This window comes from Apibacter sp. B2912 (assembly GCF_009827835.1).
Taxonomy (GTDB): domain Bacteria; phylum Bacteroidota; class Bacteroidia; order Flavobacteriales; family Weeksellaceae; genus Apibacter.
On the sequence record NZ_WINV01000001.1, the window covers coordinates 105,775 to 127,654 of the forward strand.

General features: G+C 31.1%; 12 protein-coding genes. 4 read left to right on the plus strand and 8 right to left on the minus strand.

Annotated features, from left to right (window positions below; genetic code table 11):
- Positions 1–21: 21 nt before the first annotated feature.
- The 3 genes from sprA to GFV01_RS00485 are packed head-to-tail and all read right to left on the minus strand — an operon-like array spanning position 22 to position 10,007.
- Positions 22–7,110 carry a cell surface protein SprA gene (gene sprA / locus GFV01_RS00475; protein ID WP_370513722.1) on the minus strand — a complete coding sequence of 2,363 codons (7,089 nt, stop codon included), beginning with the start codon at positions 7,108–7,110 and terminating at the stop codon, positions 22–24.
- A gap of 9 nt (positions 7,111–7,119) precedes the next feature.
- On the minus strand, positions 7,120–7,701 hold the full coding sequence (ruvA, locus tag GFV01_RS00480; protein WP_105297951.1) for a Holliday junction branch migration protein RuvA: 582 nt from the start codon (positions 7,699–7,701) through the stop codon (positions 7,120–7,122).
- Between the two features lie 26 nt (positions 7,702–7,727).
- The gene (locus GFV01_RS00485; protein WP_160564032.1) at positions 7,728–10,007 is read right to left on the minus strand and encodes an NADP-dependent malic enzyme; all 2,280 of its coding nucleotides are present in this window, start codon (positions 10,005–10,007) and stop codon (positions 7,728–7,730) included.
- A 358-nt stretch (positions 10,008–10,365) separates the two neighbouring features.
- On the opposite strand from GFV01_RS00485, the gene GFV01_RS00490 reads away from it, so the two are divergent.
- Together GFV01_RS00490 and GFV01_RS00495 are read left to right on the plus strand one after the other, a co-directional pair.
- Positions 10,366–11,163 carry a hypothetical protein gene (locus tag GFV01_RS00490; protein ID WP_160564034.1) on the plus strand — a complete coding sequence of 266 codons (798 nt, stop codon included), beginning with the start codon at positions 10,366–10,368 and terminating at the stop codon, positions 11,161–11,163.
- The gene (locus GFV01_RS00495; RefSeq protein WP_160564036.1) at positions 11,153–12,982 is read left to right on the plus strand and encodes a chloride channel protein; all 1,830 of its coding nucleotides are present in this window, start codon (positions 11,153–11,155) and stop codon (positions 12,980–12,982) included. Before GFV01_RS00490 ends, GFV01_RS00495 begins: the two co-directional genes overlap by 11 nt.
- A 120-nt stretch (positions 12,983–13,102) precedes the next feature.
- Here the strand turns inward: GFV01_RS00495 and GFV01_RS00500 are convergent, their stop codons facing one another.
- The 4 genes from GFV01_RS00500 to rpsA all read right to left on the minus strand — a co-directional run bounded on the left by GFV01_RS00500 (position 13,103) and on the right by rpsA (position 18,468).
- The gene (locus GFV01_RS00500) at positions 13,103–14,593 is read right to left on the minus strand and encodes an NAD(P)H-hydrate dehydratase (RefSeq protein ID WP_160564038.1); all 1,491 of its coding nucleotides are present in this window, start codon (positions 14,591–14,593) and stop codon (positions 13,103–13,105) included.
- An 8-nt stretch (positions 14,594–14,601) separates the two neighbouring features.
- Complete coding sequence (locus GFV01_RS00505; RefSeq protein WP_160564040.1) at positions 14,602–15,114, minus strand: DNA-3-methyladenine glycosylase; 513 nt, start codon at positions 15,112–15,114, stop codon at positions 14,602–14,604.
- A gap of 302 nt (positions 15,115–15,416) precedes the next feature.
- A complete protein-coding gene (locus GFV01_RS00510) occupies positions 15,417–16,418 on the minus strand; it encodes a 2-hydroxyacid dehydrogenase (protein ID WP_105297957.1) in 1,002 nt (333 codons plus the stop codon).
- Positions 16,419–16,674: 256 nt separating this feature from the next.
- Positions 16,675–18,468 carry a 30S ribosomal protein S1 gene (rpsA, locus tag GFV01_RS00515; RefSeq protein ID WP_160564042.1) on the minus strand — a complete coding sequence of 598 codons (1,794 nt, stop codon included), beginning with the start codon at positions 18,466–18,468 and terminating at the stop codon, positions 16,675–16,677.
- Positions 18,469–19,080: 612 nt separating this feature from the next.
- Between rpsA and GFV01_RS00520 the strand changes: the two genes are divergently transcribed.
- Complete coding sequence (locus GFV01_RS00520) at positions 19,081–19,803, plus strand: bifunctional 2-polyprenyl-6-hydroxyphenol methylase/3-demethylubiquinol 3-O-methyltransferase UbiG (RefSeq protein WP_160564044.1); 723 nt, start codon at positions 19,081–19,083, stop codon at positions 19,801–19,803.
- A complete protein-coding gene (locus tag GFV01_RS00525; protein WP_160564046.1) occupies positions 19,804–20,520 on the plus strand; it encodes a ZIP family metal transporter in 717 nt (238 codons plus the stop codon).
- A gap of 70 nt (positions 20,521–20,590) precedes the next feature.
- Here the strand turns inward: GFV01_RS00525 and GFV01_RS00530 are convergent, their stop codons facing one another.
- Positions 20,591–21,868, minus strand: a complete 1,278-nt coding sequence (locus GFV01_RS00530) for an MFS transporter (protein ID WP_105297961.1) — start codon at positions 21,866–21,868, stop codon at positions 20,591–20,593.
- Positions 21,869–21,880 lie beyond the last annotated feature (12 nt).

A 21,880-nucleotide genomic window follows, 5' to 3' on the forward strand; every position in this document is an offset into this window, starting at 1 on the left:
GTTTAATCTTTACAAATATAATTAATTTCCAAAAGTAAATGTAGCACTTAATCCTGCTCTTATCGTTGAAAGCGGATATGCAGTTGAAACCTTATATTTAGTTATCATTTGCTCATAGAAGAATTTAAGATTAAAATTCTTAGTAAAGCTATAATCTGTAGAAAATTTCAATGAAACTAGCTTTTGTCCTCCCGTTACCTGTGAATCCAACTCTACCAATCGTCTAATGGTAGTTTTGTTATCTCTAATAGAAACGTCTCCTCTAATATTTAAATCGCCCGTTACCGGTTTAGTAGCTCCTCGATAACGCAATTTTAACTTAACATCTTTTACAATATATCCCAGACCGAAAACTACTTCATTGCCATAATCTTCTTGTAGGGTGTAATTTGTTAATCCTAATGAATAGATTCTATCTTTATTGTAAGCTATTCTAATTTGGATATTATTTCTCATAGTGACATCTACTCCTGCAAGTGGACTGAACCCTTCTGACATGACTACTGTTCCATAGGTGTAATAGTTGTATCTGTTTCCGTTTAAATCTCGTTCAGGTGCTGTTGAATCGTTTTGTGCCAAATAATAATCGGGATTAGTTTGTACCCCATTAACGGTATAGTTTGAAATATAACTATGATTAATTCTAAATTCTTTGAACCAATAATTAATAAATGGAATATTTTTTAATCCTCCATAGGTAATTTTCCAATTTGGAACCGGCATACTGCGTTTATAACCTAACTTTTGACTTCCTGCACTTCTTCCTGAAAATGCAGATACAAAAGAAGGTAATAAAACTTCTGAATTGGTTAACCCATAACCATCAACATATCCGTCGTTATTGGTATCGACTATAGGTTGACCTTGTTTTGCAGCCACTCTTTGTGATAAAATCATTGAATTGCTAATCATTTTATTATATACATAATCTCCTGATTTGAATGCAGTCGCAAAAGATATAACTGAAGAACTGAACATAGCAGATCGATTGACGAATGTATTAGCAATTTGTCCTGTTAATGGATCTATAGAATTAAACCCTGAATGAGATAATGTTTTTTGATGATTACGCATGATATTTAAATCAATTTGTAAATGGTTAATCGGTTCTAATTGCAGGGTAGCTGACAATTGCGAATTATTTGTTTTCACATATGGATTGGTCATATATTCATTTAACGAAACCCAGCCTTCTGTTACTGCTTTATTCCTTAAATCGAATTGAGAACCAAATAAAAATCCGAATGTAGGACCACTTGTTGAACCGGCATATCTACCTACTCCAAAAAAACTTGGTTCAGGCAAGAATCCCGGCAAAATTGTTCCTTTATTCTCGTTTACCTGAATTTGACCTCTTTTAAAACTACTTGCAATCATCCATAAATAATCTGTAGCCTTATACTTATTTTTAATAGTATATTTTTTAAAGGATTTAGGTTTTTTTAAGGCAAAATTTGTTTCATAAGCCCTATTTAAAGAATCTATTTCTCTTTGTCTCTTACGTTTTTTTTCTTCAAATTTTTTATAGTTTGAAAAATAATTATAGAATTTACTGAAATCAACATTTCCTATGACTGTTATAGTTTGAGCATTTTGTGCAGTATTTCCCAAACTTCTTTTTCTTGGATCGGCATTTGCAGGATCGTATGAAGTTTGGAAATTAGAACCCGCTTGCCAATCGTATTGACCTGTATATCCTACTTCCATAGAAGTGAAATCTAAATAAGGAAGTAAATGTATAGGTACTCTATAATTTAATTGGAATCTTTGATTAAAATTGATAGGTCTTCCCGCAGTAAACAATCCATTCCAGATCATTCCGTCATCCGGTACTCCGTTTCCTATATCATCTAATATGGTTCTTGTTCCTGAAGAGAAATCTAATTTAAGCGAACGTGTTAGATTAAATCCTATATTGTATTGCCAACCGAACAAGAAATTATTGGCAAAAATAGGAGTATAACTGTTAGGATTATTATTGAGATAAGCATTGATATCTCTGTATTGGAATTCATTATAGGTTCTCGCAATATCAGCTTTAAAAGATAAACGAGAAGGAACCGGATTAAAGTTAACTTCTTTTAACCATTTTAAATATTTAGCAAATCGGCTGGTATCTTGCACCGCTCTCATTTTTTTAAATGGTTGATAATAAACACCTTTAGGCGAGAAGTTATAATCAATATAGGCTTGTAAATTTTGGTATATGTTATAAGTTGTATATATATCTCTAAAATAATCCGTGGAATAAGAAAAAGAAGCCGATAAGTTTTCTACATCATAAAATCTAGGTGTTTTACCGGTGGTTCTGTCTTTTCTTAAATTCGAAATAGAAATATTTTTTTGTGAGGAATAGCTTCTCACCACTTTTTTAAGTTCATTTTTTCTTGGATCATTTTTTAACTTCACATCATTATCCAACGGATTATATTTTGGATCTATAAATGTTTCAGACATACTAATGCTAACCGGTATTTTCATTCCCCATTTATCCGGAAGAACTCTATCTACATTTACGGCAGCACTTACCATATATTGTTTGGTTTCGTCTTGGCTTCTTTCACTCGGTTTACTATCGATTGCTCCAAAACCAACCGATTGATACGTTCCGGATGCGGATACTTGAGCAAAATCAGCCAAATTAAAATTGATACTTGCATTGGCTGCATATCCTCCTTCGTTATCAATATCAGATAAACGAAGTTCATCCAGCCATAAAACAACATGCTTGTCTATGCTGGAAGTATTTCTTACCCCCATCATTATGGAATTAACATTTCCTATGGAAGGTCTACCTTTAACATAGATGATATTATCATCACTACCGGTTACATAACTACGATATCGAACAGTACTATTATATAAGTTATTCTTATCTTTTTCATTTTTTGCAGCTACTAAATCTTTTAATTTTAATTCAATCGTATTTTCAATCGGCCATATATCAATAGCAGACGTAGCAGTATTCGGAGTGTATTTTAATGGGAATTCATATTCATAGTAATTATCTGACAAATCACTACCGATACGGATGAAAAACTTAGCTTCTTTATCTACAATATTACTTGAGGCATCTTGCATATTTTCAGCGTGTACAAACATTTTTAATGTTTTGTAACGTCTCATGTCTAATGCAATATTTTTATAAATACCTCTAGGTTCTGAATTTTTTAAATCTTTTATTTCTAACTTTAATGAGGATTCATTTTGCATTTGCGTTCCGGTAGTATTACCTAAAATTTCTCTGCTTATTCCCGGAGGCAATACATATGGTGGTCGCGATGTAGAATTTTCTTCTAAGTTAACAGCGCTGATAATGACATTTGATACAGGTAAAAGGGTTGCATTTCCTTCGTCTGTATCTTGTTTGCTTTCTCCACTAACTGAGGAAATATTTTTTTCGTATTTTCTCCAATCACTTCTAACTAAATCTAGAGTTGCAAAACGTAACGTTGCAGTATTGGAAAATCCTTTCATTAACATACGTATATATCGTACGTTATTTAAAATTTCAGCGGAACCAAATTCATATGCATTCACCGGAATTCGAACCAAATACCAAGTTGTATTTCCTTTTTTTCCGTTGGGTAGTGATACTTCAACCTCTTTTTTATCAACAACCAATGGATTTTGATTATTTCTTAAATCGGAATCTAGTAAAGAAAGACGATATTGTGTATAATTTTCTGTTTCATCTAAGTTAAAATCTTTATTCAAGTCTTCTGTATCCGGAGACGCTGAAGAAGCATCCATAGAGTTTGAAGGTGAGTTGCCTTCTAAATTCCTGTAATATTTATATCTTCCTATGATTGAATTTTTTTCATTAGATGAATCCCATGCGCCATGTAAATAAAATACGTAATCATCTGCAGACGGGTCAACTTCACCCGTTATAGGATTTACATAATTGGCGTTACTACCTATATCGTATCCTTTATTTTTATAGTAATCTGCTTCTTCAAAACTTGTTAATCCGTCATATCCAACGTCTTGTTTTCTCCTGGCCTCTCCTTCTGTGTCAAACGCATATACTAACGGATAATTTTTAGGTTGTTTCCCAAGATTAGTGGTTGTCATTTGACTTATATCGTCAGTGATACCATTTTCATATTGCATAAAGCCGTCTTTTAAAACATCTTCAGACACATTTCCTAACTGAAGAATTAATTCAGGCTTATTTCCTAACGGATTAGATCCCGGTGTTTTACTGTCAGCATACGGGTCCATCATCCAAAATTCAAGATATTCTATATTCGCTTCAGCAAAATTTGTTACCGATATGGGTCTCATTAAACCTCCCCATCGTTCTGATTCAGGATCTTCATTACGTGTATTAAAATTATACGGCCCTCTTTCTTTGGGATAAAAAGATACATCAAACGTATTCATGTATAATTGTTCTCCGGCTATGTAGTCTCTATCCGTGAATATTTCTTGATATTTAACTCTTCGTTGTAAATGTAAGGATAATGCATTATTATCTATACCCGCCGGTTGACCTCCACCAATTCCAAAAAATCTAGGGTCAATATTATACCAACTAATCAATGCCCTTCCATCGCCATTTCTTATATCATTCATATAAGTATTACCAAATCCACCTTTTTCGGGTTTACTTGCGATTCCCCAATAGCCGGGTTCTTTGAGACTTATTTTTGATGCAGTTGTTTCAAAATCATCAATGTAAGAGTTATCATTTATTGTTTTATTTTCACCCGGTAATAAAGCTGCTCCTTCTACTTTAAAACTTACATTGGATTCTGCTTCCGTTTTAATTCCCGGAATCCAGTTGGTAAGCTTTGTTAAAAAAGGAAATTCTTTATTCAGCATCATATTAAATCCGATCATTGAATTATTAACCGGTTCAGAACCAAATTGTACTTTTTGCGTTAATGGTCTTTCTTTATAATTAAGAAAGGTCGCTCCCACTATAAATTCATCACTGAATTTATGTTCCACATTTAATCCCATGAACCTTTTTTTCTGCATATTGAATGCAAATTGATTCTCAAGACTTATATTGATTGGAACACCTGAATTTTTGTAGGTTTCATTAATAATGGTTACCATTCCCATTTGGTAGTCCACTACATAATCAATTCCTTCATTTAATGTTTGACCGTTTGCCGTAACTTTAACTGACCCTCTCGGAACGTTAAATGCTCCCAGGGATATACCGTTACCTATACTTCCTTTGAATCTACCTTCAATAGTGTATCGATTGGCTAGAGGATCTGATGTGACTATATTACCTCCTTTTAGATTTTTGTATAAATTTTCAAATATAAATTTTTCTTCTACTGATTTACTTTTTAAGAATTCCCCGAATGGTTCTACTTTAGTAAATATCAATTTACCTTTCTCTGAGTTTATAGTAATTCCTTCTACAAAGTCAAATATACCATCTCCTTTACCTGTACCGGTAGCATCGTTATTTTGATTTAACCTGTCCCAATTTAATAATTGCAATAACTGTAAATTTCTTACATTGGGATCCGGTAAATAATTGATTTTCCCTTGAGAGGCGTCTTGGTACATAACATTAACCATAAAACCATCAGGAGAAATTTGAGATGCATCCATTGAATAGATGTTTTTCATCATTAAATCCCACATAGGTGATTCGGGAGAGACGATTTGATTAGGTTTTAGCAATTTTAAGATCAATACTCCGGTAACTTCATTGGAAAATTCCCCAACTTTATATATTTTGCCCGGATTTTTAGAATCTGTATATTGAAATGCTACCGCTAAAAGTTGATCATTATTTAGTTTTTGATTTAATGATATATATCCTAATTGTGGATTATAAGTATATTCTGATTCAGAAAGTTTTTTTACTCTTTTATGAACAACAAATTCTTTTCCACTTTCATAATTCTTCATAGTTGCTGAAGAAGTTGAGGTGGGTACAACCGGTAAAGAAACACCATTCACGCTATTGTATGCTGTGGAAGCGTCCCTGATTCCAGATAAATTTGAAATGGTACTATATAAATTTAAATTTGAATTATCGGGAAGTTGTCCCGTGGTACTTTCTCCTAAGTCTCTTAATGCTATAACGGGATGCTGCTCTTGAAGGTTTGAGTTTCCCAAATCGATTCTCCACACTTCCATCTTAGTGATATTAATGGTTGAACCAATTACCGGATAATTCTCCAGAGCTTTATCGTAATTGTTTCTGAAATAGTGCGTTAAGAAATAATGTTGATTTTCATCGTAATCAATTGCTTTAATTTTAAATGTATTGATTACTCCTCCTCCTTGAACTGTTATATTTCGTGCTTCGGATTGTTGTTCTGAAAATACGGTAGTCAAAAATGTTCTCCCGAATTGAAATTCCCCTTTGATTCCAAAAAGTGATTCAGCGCCTGTAATTAAACTGGTGCTAAGGGGCATATTTACATTACCAAATTCAATTTTCTTAATTATATTATCCTCTCCACCGCTTGTCCCATTGGGTAAGTTCGCCCCACTTCCCGAGCCCGGAATCCATGCTAAATTTAATTTATTTTCGAAGTTGAAACCTGCCTGAGTATCATAGTTTACCCCTAAATGTACATTATTACCAACATTTCCTATAAGACTCATTTGTATTCTTTGCCTTAAATCGATGGTAAAGTTCTTTCTGTTTTGTGGTAAAATTTGCGGATTGTCTATTTTTTGATGCAATATTCCTAAATCAAAGGATGCAAATCCTGAAGGTTTTAGTTCAATTTTATTACCTCCGAATATTTGCTCAAATAATTTGGATTTAACCGTAATTCCCGGAATAAAGCCTTTTTTTTCTACTTCTCTTCCTTCTTTTTTCGCTCTTCCTATTTCATCTTGTAAACGTGAACGTTCTTTGTAATATTCATCAAACTTTTGTTGCATTACATATTTAGTATAGTCCTCGGCTGTCATAGTTATCGGAGTACCGACAACTACACCTCCCAGCTTGGGATATAATATGTAATTTCCACTTTTATAATCATAATACGCCTCATATTTTACAGGGTCATCCAATTGCAAAACTTGTTCATCATCATTTTCCTGAGCAAATAAAACACTACCACTTAAACAAAATATGGTTGCCAATAGCAAATAGTCACGAATATACCTTAACACTTTCAACGTTTATAGTTTTTTTAAAGTATCCTTGATAAGCTCTTCTACTTCGATATCCGGATTATCCTTTAAAATTTTATCAATTATTTTTTCGGTAATTTTTTTAGAAATACCTAACACCTCCAATGCACTTAACGCTTCAGATTTGTTTTTATTGCCTAAATTATAATCTAATATTTCAGACGTTTCAAATATAGAAATTTTATCCCGCAAATCAACTATTATTCTTTGAGCGGTTTTAGCTCCTATTCCTTTAATTTTTTGAAGTGCCAGGTTGTTTCCGCCGGAAATAGCGGAGGTTATTTCCGATACAGACATTGAGGACAACATCATAATGGAGGAAGCCGGACCTACTCCATTAACACTTATTAAAAGATTAAATAAGGATCGCTCGGTTTTAGTTGAAAAACCATATAACGAATGGGAATCTTCCCGTATAATTTCTTGAATATATACTAGGGCTTTTTTTTCGTTTTGAATGTCTTTATAGGTTTGTAAACTTATAGTGGCAAAATACCCCACTCCATTGCAATCTATAACTACACTGGAAGGGGATATTTCAAAAATAATTCCTGACAAATGGGTTATCATTTTTGTTTATTTTACGGAAATACTAATTATTTTTTTTCTTGAGCAGCAAGGGCAGCAAGGGTTGCCAGATTTACTATATCTTCTACCTTAGAATTTTCTGTAATTATTTGAATAGATTTATCTAATCCTAATAGAACCGGACCAATAGATTTTATAGACCCAATACCTTTTGCTAAACTCGCACTTAAATTAGCTGAGGTTATGTCAGGGAATATTAAAACATTTGCCGATTTACTTCCTAATTTGCTAAAAGGAAATTCACTTATTAATTGTTCATTTAATGCATATTCGGGCTGAATTTCTCCGTCAATCAGCAAATCAGGATTTGTTTGGTTAAGTTCCTTAACCACTGCATCAGCACTTTTAGATGCAACTGAATTTCCAGCAAAATTTTCATTAGATACCATAGCTATTCTAGGTTCAATACCCATTTTCTTTACGAAATCGGCTGTAATTTGAACTGTTAAATCTAAGTCATTACTGCAAGGATTTCTGCTTAATGAAGTGTCCGAAATAAATATCGGTCCATTTTTAGAAAGAAGAACCATAGCAGATGCTACTTTTATATTTGATGATTCAGAATAATCTACCACTTTTATAATTTGATTTAAAGCTTCTGTATAATCTTTAGTAAATCCGGTTAAAAATGAATCTGCCTCACCCATTTCAACAGCAATGGCTCCTAAATATTCGCTGTTATTTAATAATTGAGCAGCTTGTTGTTGAGAGGTTATTCCTTTTCCATTTTTTTGCTTTAGATCATAAAGATACTCTACATATTTGTCAAATTTATGAGTAGACGAAACTGTATCTATATCCAATATTTCTGCCTCAATTTCTAAATTATAGTATTGCTTTGTTTTTTCAATAAGATCTTTTTTACCTAACAAAATTGGTTGAGCGATCTTTTCCTCAGCAATGATTTGCGCAGCTTTTAATACATTGTATTCTTCAGCATTGTCGAAAATTATTCTTTTTGGATTACTTTTGGCCTTTGCCTTAAATTGTCTTATAATTTTTTCATCGTTACTTCCCATTCGATCTAACAATTCTTCTTCATACGCATTCCAATCAGTAATAATGTGTTGTGCTACCCCGCTATCAATTGCAGCCTTAGCCACTGCCATCGAAACTTTAGTTATTAATCGCTTATCAAATGGTTTAGGGATGATATAATCTCTTCCAAACTTCATATTTTTAACATTGTAGGCTTGTATCACCTGCTCAGGAACGTTTTGTTTAGCCAAATCAGCTAAGGCTTTTACTGCAGCTAATTGCATTTCTTGATTTATGTCAGTTGCTCTAACATCTAATGCTCCTCTGAAAATATATGGGAAACCTAAAACATTGTTTACCTGATTAGGATAATCACTTCTACCGGTAGCCATAATAACATCTTTTCTAGTTTCAACCGCCAAATTATAATCAATTTCGGGAGTTGGATTAGCCATGGCAAAAACAATCGGATTTTCATTCATAGACAAAAGCATTTCAGGAGAAACCAAGTTTCCTTTAGATAATCCAATAAATACATCGCTGTTTTTCATAGCATCTTCCAAAGTTCTATCCGGAGTATCTACAGCAAACTCAAGCTTTTCTTCATTCAATCCGGTTCGTCCTTTATAAATCACCCCTTTACTGTCGCACATTAATATATTTTGTGGGCTGGCTCCTAAAGCTTTATATAATCGAGTACAAGAAATGGCCGCTGCACCCGCGCCACTGACTACAATTTTTACCTCTGCTATATTTTTTTTGGAAATTTCCAATGCATTTAATAAGGCAGCGGCTGATATAATTGCTGTTCCATGCTGGTCATCATGCATTACCGGAATATTTAATTCCGCTTTTAATCGTTTTTCGATTTCAAAAGCTTCAGGAGCTTTTATATCTTCTAAATTAATACCTCCAAAGGTTGGAGCTAACGATTTAACTATTTCAATAAATTTGTCCGGATCTTTTTCATTTACTTCAATATCAAAAACATTGATTCCGGCAAAAATTTTAAATAATAAACCTTTACCTTCCATAACCGGTTTAGAGGCATCTGCACCAATATCTCCCAATCCTAACACGGCGGTTCCGTTGGAAATTACTGCTACCAAATTACCTTTTGAGGTGTATTTGTAACTATCTGCATTATTTTTTTGTATTTCTAAACAGGGTTCCGCCACTCCCGGAGAATAGGCTAATGATAAATCTGTTTGAGTTGAATGTGGTTTGGTAGGTATAACTTCTATTTTACCTTCTGGTTTGGAACTATGATATTCTAAAGCAGCTTCTCTTAAATTTTTTTCTCGTGACATTGTTTTAATAATATTTTGACATACAAAAGTAAATATTTTTATTTTATAACATAGATTCTATTTTTCACCTATAGTTTATATGATAAAAATATATAGGGTTAATAATTTATTAACTTATAGACAATCACTTAATTAGTATATTTTTAAATTAAATGTTACATATCCATAAATTTATATTTTTTTAAAATATATAATTACATTAATTATATCGTAATAATATAGTTAACTAGCTTTTCCAATGGTTTTTATATTTTATTTTTCAGATATTTATTTTTAACGGGCTTACCCTTACGAAATGCGCCTAAATATGTATATTATAGGTAATATTTGTTTAATTTTGTAAGCTAATAAATTATTTATGAATAGTACTCTACAAAGTAAATTAGATAAATTAAAGGAGAACGGTTATAATTTATCTATGAATCAAGTAATTATGGATGGGTTTACCGCTTGGAAAAATATTATTTTTTATGGAGTATTTAGTATTTTGTTTACCTATATTTTTACTAACTTAATTAATAATTTATTGGGTCGCTATCTAGGAACTAATATAATTGATCTGGAATTTATTAAAGCGATTAATAAATTAAATAATCCTCAAGCGTTTAACAAAATTTTCCCATTAGTTCAAAACTATATATCTAATCCTTTAATAATTGTAAAAAATTTATTGTCTTCAGTTATTGGTATTCTTTTATACCCCTTAACTGCAGGCGTTGTTTATTGTGCTTATCAAACAGATAGAAACGGAAAAGCAAGTTTTAAAGAGTTTATAAGTGGCTATCAAGGTACTAAGTTTTTTAAACTTATTGGATTAGCTTTTATCGTACTAATTTTACATTTCATTAGTATTTTCTTTTTGTTTATTCCTTCTCTTTATTTTACACCAGCTTTTATTTTAGCCGGAGCTTTAATAATTATTGATGATGTCCCCTTAATTCAAGCTATTACTTATAGTTTTAGAATCGTAAATAAGAAATTTGGAAAAGTATTTTTATTATTAGTAATTTCATGTTTGGTTAGTAAAGTTTTAGGAATCTTTTTGTGTGTTGTAGGTATAATTTTCACGTATTCTTTTTCTCAAGCCATGGTTTATTCTTTGTATAAAAATACTGTTGGTTCAATAGATGTTGATGATGAAATAAATGAAAATTAATCAATCTATTATAAAAAAACATTTTGAGTCCTATTGGGATTCAATTAAAAAATTACGAGTAAAATATAACATCGTAATACGAAAATTCAGGAATCAAAATCCTCAAGCATTTATTTACTTAGCAAGTACATTAATTGGAATAATTGGAGGAATAAGTGCGGTAATTTTAAAAAATTTAGTTAGTTTAACTGAAGAACTGATTTATCATAATAAAAATTTTAATTTCAATTATTGGACTATTTTTTTCCCAACCATCGGCATTATTTTGACCGTTATTTTTATTAAATATTGGGTTAAAATGGATATAAGTCATGGAGTTGAAAAAGTCTTATTTGCTATTTCCAAGAAACGTAGTATAATAGATAAAAAAAATACATACAGTTCGATTATAGCCAGTTGTTTAACCATCGGTTTTGGAGGATCTGTAGGTACCGAAGCTCCCATTGTATATACAGGAGCAGCCATTGGCTCTAATATAGCCCAGGAATTTAAACTTAACTTAAAATTAAGAACTTTATTCATTGCTTGTGGATGTTCCGCAGCCATTGCTGGTATTTTTAAGGCTCCGATAGCTGCCATTATTTTTTCGCTTGAAGTTATTATGATCGATTTAAGTATGTGGTCATTAATACCTATTTTAATTTCTTCAACTACCGGGGCTTTAATTTCCTATTTTTTATTAGGTGATAATATATCGTTTTATTTTGCGATTTTTGAGCCATTCGATAAATCGAAAATTCCTTACTATATAATTTTAGGTGTTATTTGTGGTTTTTTTTCATTGTATTTTATAAAAATCGGTCGTTTAATTGAGAAGAAATTTTCAACCAGTAAAAGCATCTATTTAAAAGCTATTTTGGGCGGTTTAGCAGTAGGTATCCTTATCTTTATTTTTCCTCCGCTTTTTGGTGAAGGGTATATCGGGCTGCAACATTTAATGAGTTCTCACCCGGAAAGTATAGCAAAAAATTCTTTCTTTTATATATTGAGAGAAAATGATTATTTTCTTATTCTTTTTTTAGTAGGCATTTTGTTTATAAAAGTGGTTGCCAGTAGCTTTACTACTTCGTCCGGGGGTATTGGCGGGGTATTCGCTCCTGCTCTTTTTACCGGAGGAATTTTAGGTTTTGTATTTACAAAAATTATTAATCTTACTAGCTTCACCAAGCTTTCTGAACATAACTTTACTTTAGTGGGAATGGCGGGTGTAATGGCAGGTATCATGCATGCTCCCATGACCTCGATTTTCCTTATTGCTGAAATTACAGGAGGATATAGTTTATTATTTCCTTTAATTATTACTTCTACCATTGCTTATCTTGTGAAATATCATTTTGATAAACATTCTGTGTATACCTATAATTTAAAAAGAAATAATGAGATGATTACTCATAATAAAGACAAAGAGGCTATTCGTAGAATGAATATTAAAAATCTTATAGAAAAGAATTTCGTTAAAATTTCTTTATCTTTATCTTTTTCTGAGTTTATAAATGAGGTAATTCCTTCTTCAAGTAAAAAGTTTTTTATCGTTGAAGATTCGGATCAGAAATTTAAAGGATATATCATTTTGGATGATCTTATTAATATTTTGCTTCATAAGGAACGTTATGAAAGTTTACATATTGTTGATCTTATAACCCAACCGTCTGAGTGTATTTCTTTACTTGATGATAATGAAACTATTTTTAGAGTTTTCGATAAGTCAAAATCTTTGTATCTACCGGTTGTTGAAAATGATCAATTTATCGGAATGCTTTCTAAATCTAAATTATTGGATAAATACCGAAAATTAATCGTAGATTTTTCAGAAGATTAAGTTATTTATTTAATAATACATTACCGGAATTAAAAACTATTGGAATAATAGATTTCTTATGTCGCTAAGTATTAAGTGTAATGCCGGTAATGTTTACTAAAAAATTATTTTTATTTGTGTTTACTTATTTAATTCCAAGAAAACATCGGAAAGACACTGTATAATGCTTTGAGCTGTCATAGCTTCTTGAGAAAATTTCTCTGAGGCATAATCCCCTGCTTTACCATGAATGTAAACTCCTAAAATAGCTGCCAATTTTGAGTCATAACCTTGTGCCAATAATCCGGTGATAATACCAGTTAAAACGTCTCCACTTCCCCCTTTTGCCATTCCGGCATTACCTGTAGCATTATAATAACAAAGACCATCCGGTAATAAAATTGCTGTGTTATGCCCTTTAATGACTATAACAATTTCATGCTCTTTTGCTTTTTTCCTAGCAAGTTCGCATTGCTCTAAAGTAGAATTAGTTTTCCCAAACAATCGCTCAAATTCTTTAGGGTGTGGAGTGATTATAGAATTTTTAGGAACTAAATTTAATAAATCTTTGCTTTCTGAAATTATATTGAGAGCGTCAGCATCCAAAACCATCGGATTTTTTTCATTTTGCAGCATTTTTTCAAATGCCATTTTTGTTAATACCTCTGTACCTAGCCCTGGGCCTATACCTATGGTATAATTTTTAAATGGAATTTGTATATCTTCTATATATTTATCTCCGCATGAGAAAAACATAGCTTCGGGAGCAACGGTTTGAAGTACTAAACTGCCGTATTCAGGAGCACCTGTAAATACTAATCCGGTACCCACGCGCAAGGCTGACAATGTAGAAAAGGTAATAGATCCCATTCTTCCGTAGCTTCCACCTATTATAATGGCTTTTCCGAAAGTTCCTTTATTACTGAACGGACTTCTTCTTTTATAATTTTTTTCAAAAAAATCATTTTCTATAAGGTAATTATCGGTTTGTTCATTTTCAATGAATTTTTTATCCAAACCTATATCCAGTACATGTATTTTACCGGCATATTGTGCTGCTTCAGGATGTAAAAAAGATCTTTTATAAAATTCAAAAGTCAAGGTTTCATCTGCCCTAAACACCGTTTGGTTTTCTTCGGGAAGTGAATCTGTAAATAATCCTGAAGGTATATCAATTGAAATTTTTATAGCATTGATTTCATTTAATTTTGAAACTATTTTTTCAGCTTCTCCTTTCAATTTGTTATTTAATCCTATACCAAATAAAGCATCAATAATAATCGCTTTTTCTTCATTAACTTCAAAATCATCTCCTTCAATAAAATCTACTGATTTTGGAAATTTATCAAAATTGATCTGAGTATCTTCTGTAAAGTCAGAAGAGGATTGTATAATAAAAGCTTCGACATTATAATTTTCATTATTCAACAATCTAGCTAAAGCTAAACCATCTCCTCCATTATTCCCTTTTCCACAAAAAATGTAATAGGTATATTCGTTCGAGTATCTGCTTTTTAGCCAATCAAAACAAGCTAAAGCTGATTTTTCCATTAAATCTAAGGATGTTGTCATTTCACTTTCGATGAATTGACTTGCACATTCTTTTATTTGCGTTGATGTTAATATCTTCATAAGTATTGTTAGTTTCTAGTTATTATAAATCTCCAAAGTTTATTCTTCCAAATTTCTCCTGCATAGTCTATTCCTACTCGTACGGTGGTAATAAAATTTGGTTTAATTTGAGAATCTTCAACCCAAATTTTTTTAGAAGAAGCTAAATCTTCTCCATAAAAATCTTTATTTAACTGTAATAATTTGCCAATTCGTCCCGGACCGGAACATTCCTCAACGCCTCTTATTAATACTGCTTGAGGTTGGTTCTTTTTACCCGTAACAAAGTTTAGCATCCAATATATTCCATATATCAGATAAACATATACTTTTCCTCCTTCATGGTACATAATCTCTGTTCTTTTGGTTCTACCTTTACTTGCATGACAGGCTAAATCTTCTTCTCCTCCGTATGCTTCTGTTTCCGTAATAGTATATTTTACTATTTCTCCGGAATCATAAACTCTTACGATTTTTTTCCCTAATAATTCCTGCGCTACAAAAAATGCTTCTTTTTGAAAAAATTTAGTATCGATTCTCATTTTATCTTCACATCGGTAAAAATAAGTACTTTTTTTGAATTATAAGTTATTAAAATAAAATTTGATTAATAAAAATAACATTTTATTTTATTTATATAAAATCACCTGATAAAATCAAGTTTTTTTTATTTATATATCAAACATTTATCAAATTATTTATAATTTTAAAAAAAATACTTAAAATATATTTTATTTTATAAAGAAATATAATATATATAGAATTTATATTTTACTCTTTACGAAGTTAAAATTCGATTTTATTTTCTTCTAAACTTTCAAAAATGAAAATAAAGTTTCGCTACCTATACTAATTCTGCCGCTTTATTGTCAATACTATTGTTTTTGCTTAATTGTCTTAAGTTATCTAATGTTACTAATGCTATTTGTGTTAATGCTTCTTCTGTGAAAAATGCCTGATGCGCCGTTACTAAAACGTTAGGGAACGAAAGTAATAATTGTATTTTGTCATCTTCAATGATGGTTTCAGATAAATCCCTAAAGAATAATTTATCTTCTTGTTCATATACATCAATTCCTAATGCTCCAATTTTTTTAGATTTTAATCCGTCAATAATATCTTGTGTATTAATTAAACCTCCTCTACTGGTATTAATTAAATACACGCCGTTTTTCATTAAGCTTATCGTATGTTTGTTTATTATGTGATGTGTTTCAGGGGTTAAAGGGCAATGTAAAGAAATTATATCGGATTGTTTTAGTAACTCTTCTAAGGTAACGTATTGAAATCCTTCTTTTTTTAGTTCTTCATTGGGATAGACATCATAAGCTAAAACGTTTGTCCCTAAGGCTTTTATTGTTTTACAAAATACTTTACCGATATTTCCTGTTCCTATAACACCCACCGTTTTTTTATAGATGTTAGTTCCCAGTAATCCATTAAGGGAAAAATTTTGCTCTCTAACTCTATTGTATGCCTTATGTGTTTTTCTATTTAAGGTTAAAAGCATCGCCAATGTATGCTCTGCTACTGCTTGAGGAGAATATGCAGGAACTCTACATACTTTTATTTCATATTTTTTAGCAGCTTCTAAATCTACATTGTTGAATCCTGCATTTCTTAATGCTATATATTTAATTCCTCTTTTTTTTAGTTTTTTAATTACCCCTTCGTTTAATTTATCATTTACAAAAACGCAAATGGCATCGGTTCCTTCTTCAATTATATTGACTGTATGTTCATCCAAATTGGGTTCAAAATATTCTAAATCAAAATTAAAATTTTTGTTACATTCATTAAAGAATTTTATATCATAGGGCTGTGTTGAAAAAAATGATACCTTCATATTTAAACTTTTATCATTAAACTTAATTTTTATATAATTACAAATATTGTACAAAATTATATATAAATTTTTTCCGGTATAAAGTTTATTTTTTTAAAGATAAAATATAAAGATGCGGTATAATAGGTAATAAATTTATATTCAATAAGTTAATCTAAATAACAAATTTACATATTGGTTATATTAAATAAAAAAAGAACCGTAAATAAATACGGTTCTTTATGAATTATTTTAGGAAATGGTTTTATTATAAGGATTATTGTCCTTCTTCCATTTTTCTTTTTAATTCTTGTAATTCGTCTAAATCACCTAAAGTAGATTTTTCAACAGTTTGATTTTGTGATTTAACTTGTTTTTCAGTTTCTTCTCTATTTTCTTCTTCACGGAAAGTTCCGGTATGAGAAACTACAATTCTTTTGAATTCTTTATTAAATTCAATTACTTTGAATTCAGTTTCATCTCCTTTTTTAATTTTGGAACCGTCTTCTTTTTCTAATAATCTAGATGGACAGAAACCTTCTACTTCAGCGTCTTCAAATTGAACAGTAGCTCCTTTGTCGAATAGCTGAACTACTTTTCCTGTGTGTACAGTTCCTTCAGCATATTTAACTTCGTATTTTTCCCAAGGGTTTTCTGTTAATTGTTTGTGACCTAAGCTCAATCTTCTAGCATCTGTATCTAATTCTAATACTACTACATCTAGTACGTCACCAACTGAACAGAATTCGGAAGGATGTTTAATTTTCTTAGTCCAAGATAGATCTGAAATGTAAATTAACCCGTCTACTCCAGCTTCTAATTCAACAAATACTCCAAAATTGGTAAAGTTTCTTACTGTTCCTTTGTGTTTAGAACCAATTGGATATTTTGCTGTTATATCAGTCCATGGATCCGGAGTTAATTGTTTCATACCTAAAGACATTTTTCTTTCTTCTTTATCTAAGGTAAGAATAACACATTCTACTTCATCCCCGATTTTAACAAAATCTTGAGCTGATCTTAAATGAGTAGACCAAGACATTTCAGAAACATGTATTAATCCTTCTACTCCCGGTGCAACTTCTACAAAAGCTCCATAGTCTGCTAAAACAACTACTTTACCTTTGATTTTATCTCCAACTTGTAAGTTTGGATCTAATGCATCCCAAGGGTGTGGTTCTAATTGTTTCATTCCTAATTGGATTCTAGATTTTTGATCATCAAAATCAAGAATTACCACATTAACTTTTTGATCTAATTGAACTACTTCAGATGGATGATTTATTCTGCTCCAGGATAGGTCTGTAATGTGGATTAATCCGTCTACACCTCCTAAATCAATAAATACTCCGTAAGAAGTTATATTTTTAACAACTCCTTCTAATACCTGACCTTTTTCAAGTTGTCCGATAATTTCTTTTTTCTGATCTTCAATATCTGCTTCGATCAATGCTTTATGAGAAACAACTACATTTTTAAATTCGTGGTTAATTTTAACGATTTTAAATTCCATAGTTTTTCCTACGTATTGATCATAATCGCGAATTGGTTTTACATCAATTTGTGAACCCGGTAAGAAAGCTTCGATGCCAAATACATCTACGATCATACCTCCTTTAGTTCTTGATTTTACATAACCTTCAACGATTTCGCCGGTCTCATGAAGCTCATTAACTCTATCCCATGCTTTAAGCATTCTTGCTTTTCTATGAGAAAGTTGTAATTGACCGGTTTTATCTTCTCTTTGAGCAACCATAACTTCAACCTCATCTCCAACTTTAAGATTAGGATTGTAACGGAACTCATTCAAAGAGATAACTCCTTCTGATTTAAAGTTTATATCAACGATTGCTTCTTTGTCAGTAATACGAACAACTTTACCTTTGAAAACTTGATTTTCGTCAAGCTCTCTCAAAGAAGTATCATACATTTTTTCTAACTCAGACTTTTCTTTTCTATCCTCAGCATTTAATCCAGATTCAAAAGAATCCCAGTCAAATTGCTCAGGAGCAACATTTACATTTTTAAGAGTTTCTTGCTCTTCTACTAAATTTTTAGTCTCTTCGGACATATTTTTATAAACATTGTATTCCTTTGCTTTTCAATGTAAGATAAAGGCGAAATTGATGCTTAGGAAGTGGTTATACTTGATGTTATTACGATTTTCTTACTTTCGCCAAATCGAGGCGCAAATATACTAAAAAAATTTTAATTAAACTTAATTTTTATCTTCTTTTTTACTGATTTACTTTAAGTTAATCAATATTTATTAAAAATTACTCACTTTTAGATCATAGAAATATAATTAATTAAATAATAGTTTATTATTCCTTTATTTAATTTATTAACCATCTAAATTTCAAAAGACTACTCTATAAAAAACTAATTTTCTTTACAAAAATACTAAGTAAAAAATACTAACCATTAAAATAAAAATCAAATGATAATTCCAAATAAGTTTTTGTAAACTCATGAATTCGAGTATCCTAAACACAAAGCCATATAAATTTATATACCCGGTTCAATTATTAAATTAAATTATAATACAATTCATACTAGATATACTATAATGATCTTTTGGTTTTTAAAATTAAAATAAGACTTATCTATTATAAATAAAAAATCTTACTAATTCTAGGAATAATGTTATTAATAGGTAAAAAAATTGTATTAAATTTGAGGTATGGATTGGTTTGCAGAATGGTTTAATACTCCTTATTATCATATATTATATAAAAATCGTGATGATCAGGAAGCTCAAGAATTTATAACGAATTTATTAAAATATCTTGCCTTACGTAAGGAAAGTAAAATTTTAGATTTGGCTTGTGGTAAAGGTAGACATAGTATTTTTTTAAATAAATTGGGATACGATGTTATCGGCGTTGACCTTGCACCGGAAAGCATTGCTTATGCAAAGAGTTTTGAAAATGAACATCTTAAATTCTTTGTTGCAGATATGAGAAGAAGTAATTTCCCGAACCATTTTAATGCCATTTTCAATTTATTTACCAGTTTTGGCTATTTTAATGATGATGAAGATAATTTAAAAGTTTTTCAATCTGTTTTTGAACAATTGTTAAGTAAAGGAATATTTGTGATGGATTTTATGAATGTTTCCTTAGCAATGGATACACTAATTAAACAAGAGGACAAAGAAGTCGACGGTATTTTATTTCATCTGCAGAGGAAAATTGAAGATGGTTTTATTATAAAAGATATTACATTTCAAGATAAAGGTAAAAATTTTCATTTTCAAGAAAGAGTAAGAACTTTTAAACTGAATTATTTTGAAAGTCTGGCCAAAAAAGTAGGATTTACTTTAAAAAATGTATTCGGTGATTATCATCTCCTCCCATTTGAAGAAAAAAATTCTCCCCGTCTAATTTTAATTTTTGAAAAATAAATGGATTATATCGTATTGATTTCTGCTGTAATCATCGGAGCAGGAATAGCTTATTTTTTCCAAAATAATTCAAAATTTAATAAACAACTTTTAATGTTTAGTGCGGGATTGCTTTTAGCAATTACTGTATTAGACATGTTTCCTTCCTTGTATATAGATGGAGGAATTAATGCAGGAATATGGATTATTATCGGGGTTTCCATACAATTAATCTTAGAAGGATTATCTAAGGGAATCGAACACGGTCACTTACACAGCTCAGAACATCATACGGACAGCGTTATTCCGATTAGTGTAATGCTGGGGCTGTTTATTCATTCATTTTTAGAGGGAACTCCATTGGAAGTTCATCATATACATAATCATGTTGCTCATGATCATTCTATGCATTCTTCAAATATTTTATGGGCTCTAAGCATCCATAAAGTTTCGGAATCCATTGTTTTATCTACTTTTTTATTTTCTTTACCTATTAAAAGGATATATTCTTTCTCTATTCTTGTTTTGTTTGCCGTTTCAGCTCCTATTGGGGCTTTCTTTGGTTCATTCTTAGATCCTCATATTTATCCTAAATTGTTGGGTATCGTAGCTGGAATTTTTTTACATATCTCTTCTGTGATTATATTTGAAAGTAATGAGAAGCATTCCTTAAATTGGCAAAAATTACTTTTAGTATTTAGTGGAATGTTCGTAGGTTTTTTAATTTCTGTAGTTTAAATATTCGTTTTTTATCTATAAAAAATTCCCCTAAAATGTTAGGGGAATTGATCTTTATATAAAAATATGATTAGTTGACGGGTATATCTTTATTTACATTTTTACTTCCGATTAATGCATAATAAAGGATATAAGCAAATTCTATGATAATTAACCAATAACTGGATAAAAAGCCGAATAAATCAGCAAAATAATTTTGTATGAGAGGCAAAATTCCTCCTCCACATACCATCATCATAAAAATTCCGGATGCTGCTGATGTGTATTTTCCTAATCCTTCTACCGCTAAATTAAATATACCTCCCCACATTACGGAAGTACACAATCCACACAATACAAAAAATACGATGGTAATAGGTAATTCTGCAAAACCTATAGATATATCCGATTTAAATACTGGCATACTTACCGTAGAAGAAATAGGACTAATAATTGCTAAAACTATGAATATTAACCCTAGAAGTGAGGTAAAGGCCAACATAGCCTTACTGGATATACGAGCCCCAAGTGAAGCTCCTATTAATCGACCAATGAGCATTAAAAACCAATAGGTTCCTACTACCGTTCCAGCCACAGTTGTATCAATACCTAAACCTCCTTTGTCTGGTGCAGAAGTCATAAATAAATTGGCGGTATTGGGAATTCCTACTTCAATACCTACATATATAAATATGGCTACTACTCCTAAACAAAAATGTCTAAATGAAAATGCGCTATATTTTCCTTCAATTTTTTCTTTTTTATCTAAAAAAGGTTCCGGTATATTTACCAACAACAACACGATAAAGGCAAGGACAAATATCCCCATAGCCAAGAAAAGAGCGGGATTTGCTTCTTTTATGGTTGCTCGTGATGCATTTCCGATTAAATATCCTACCAACACAGGTACAATAGTTGCTCCCATTGAATTTATTGAACCGCCTAATTGCAGCAAAATATTCCCTTTTTTACCTCCTCCTCCTAACGTATTTAGCATAGGATTTACAACGGTATTTAACATACACATAGAGAACCCGGAAACAAAAGCTCCTATTAAATAGGCAACAAAACTTTCCATTCCTCCGGATAGGTATTGAATTCCAACGCCTAAAAATCCAACCACAATGGCTACTAAGGCTGTTTTTTTATATCCTATTTTTTGTAACAGCATACCCGCCGGAATACCCATAAATGCATAGGCTATAAAGTTTGCAGCATTACCTAGTTGAGACATAAAGTTGGATGCCCCAAATTGATTTTTGACAATTATTCCCATCGGATTTTGTAAGCCTGTTACAAATGAAATCATAAAAAACAGGGCAAACATCATTGCTATAGGTAATGCGTAATTTTTTTCTTTATTAGTCATATCTAGTATTAT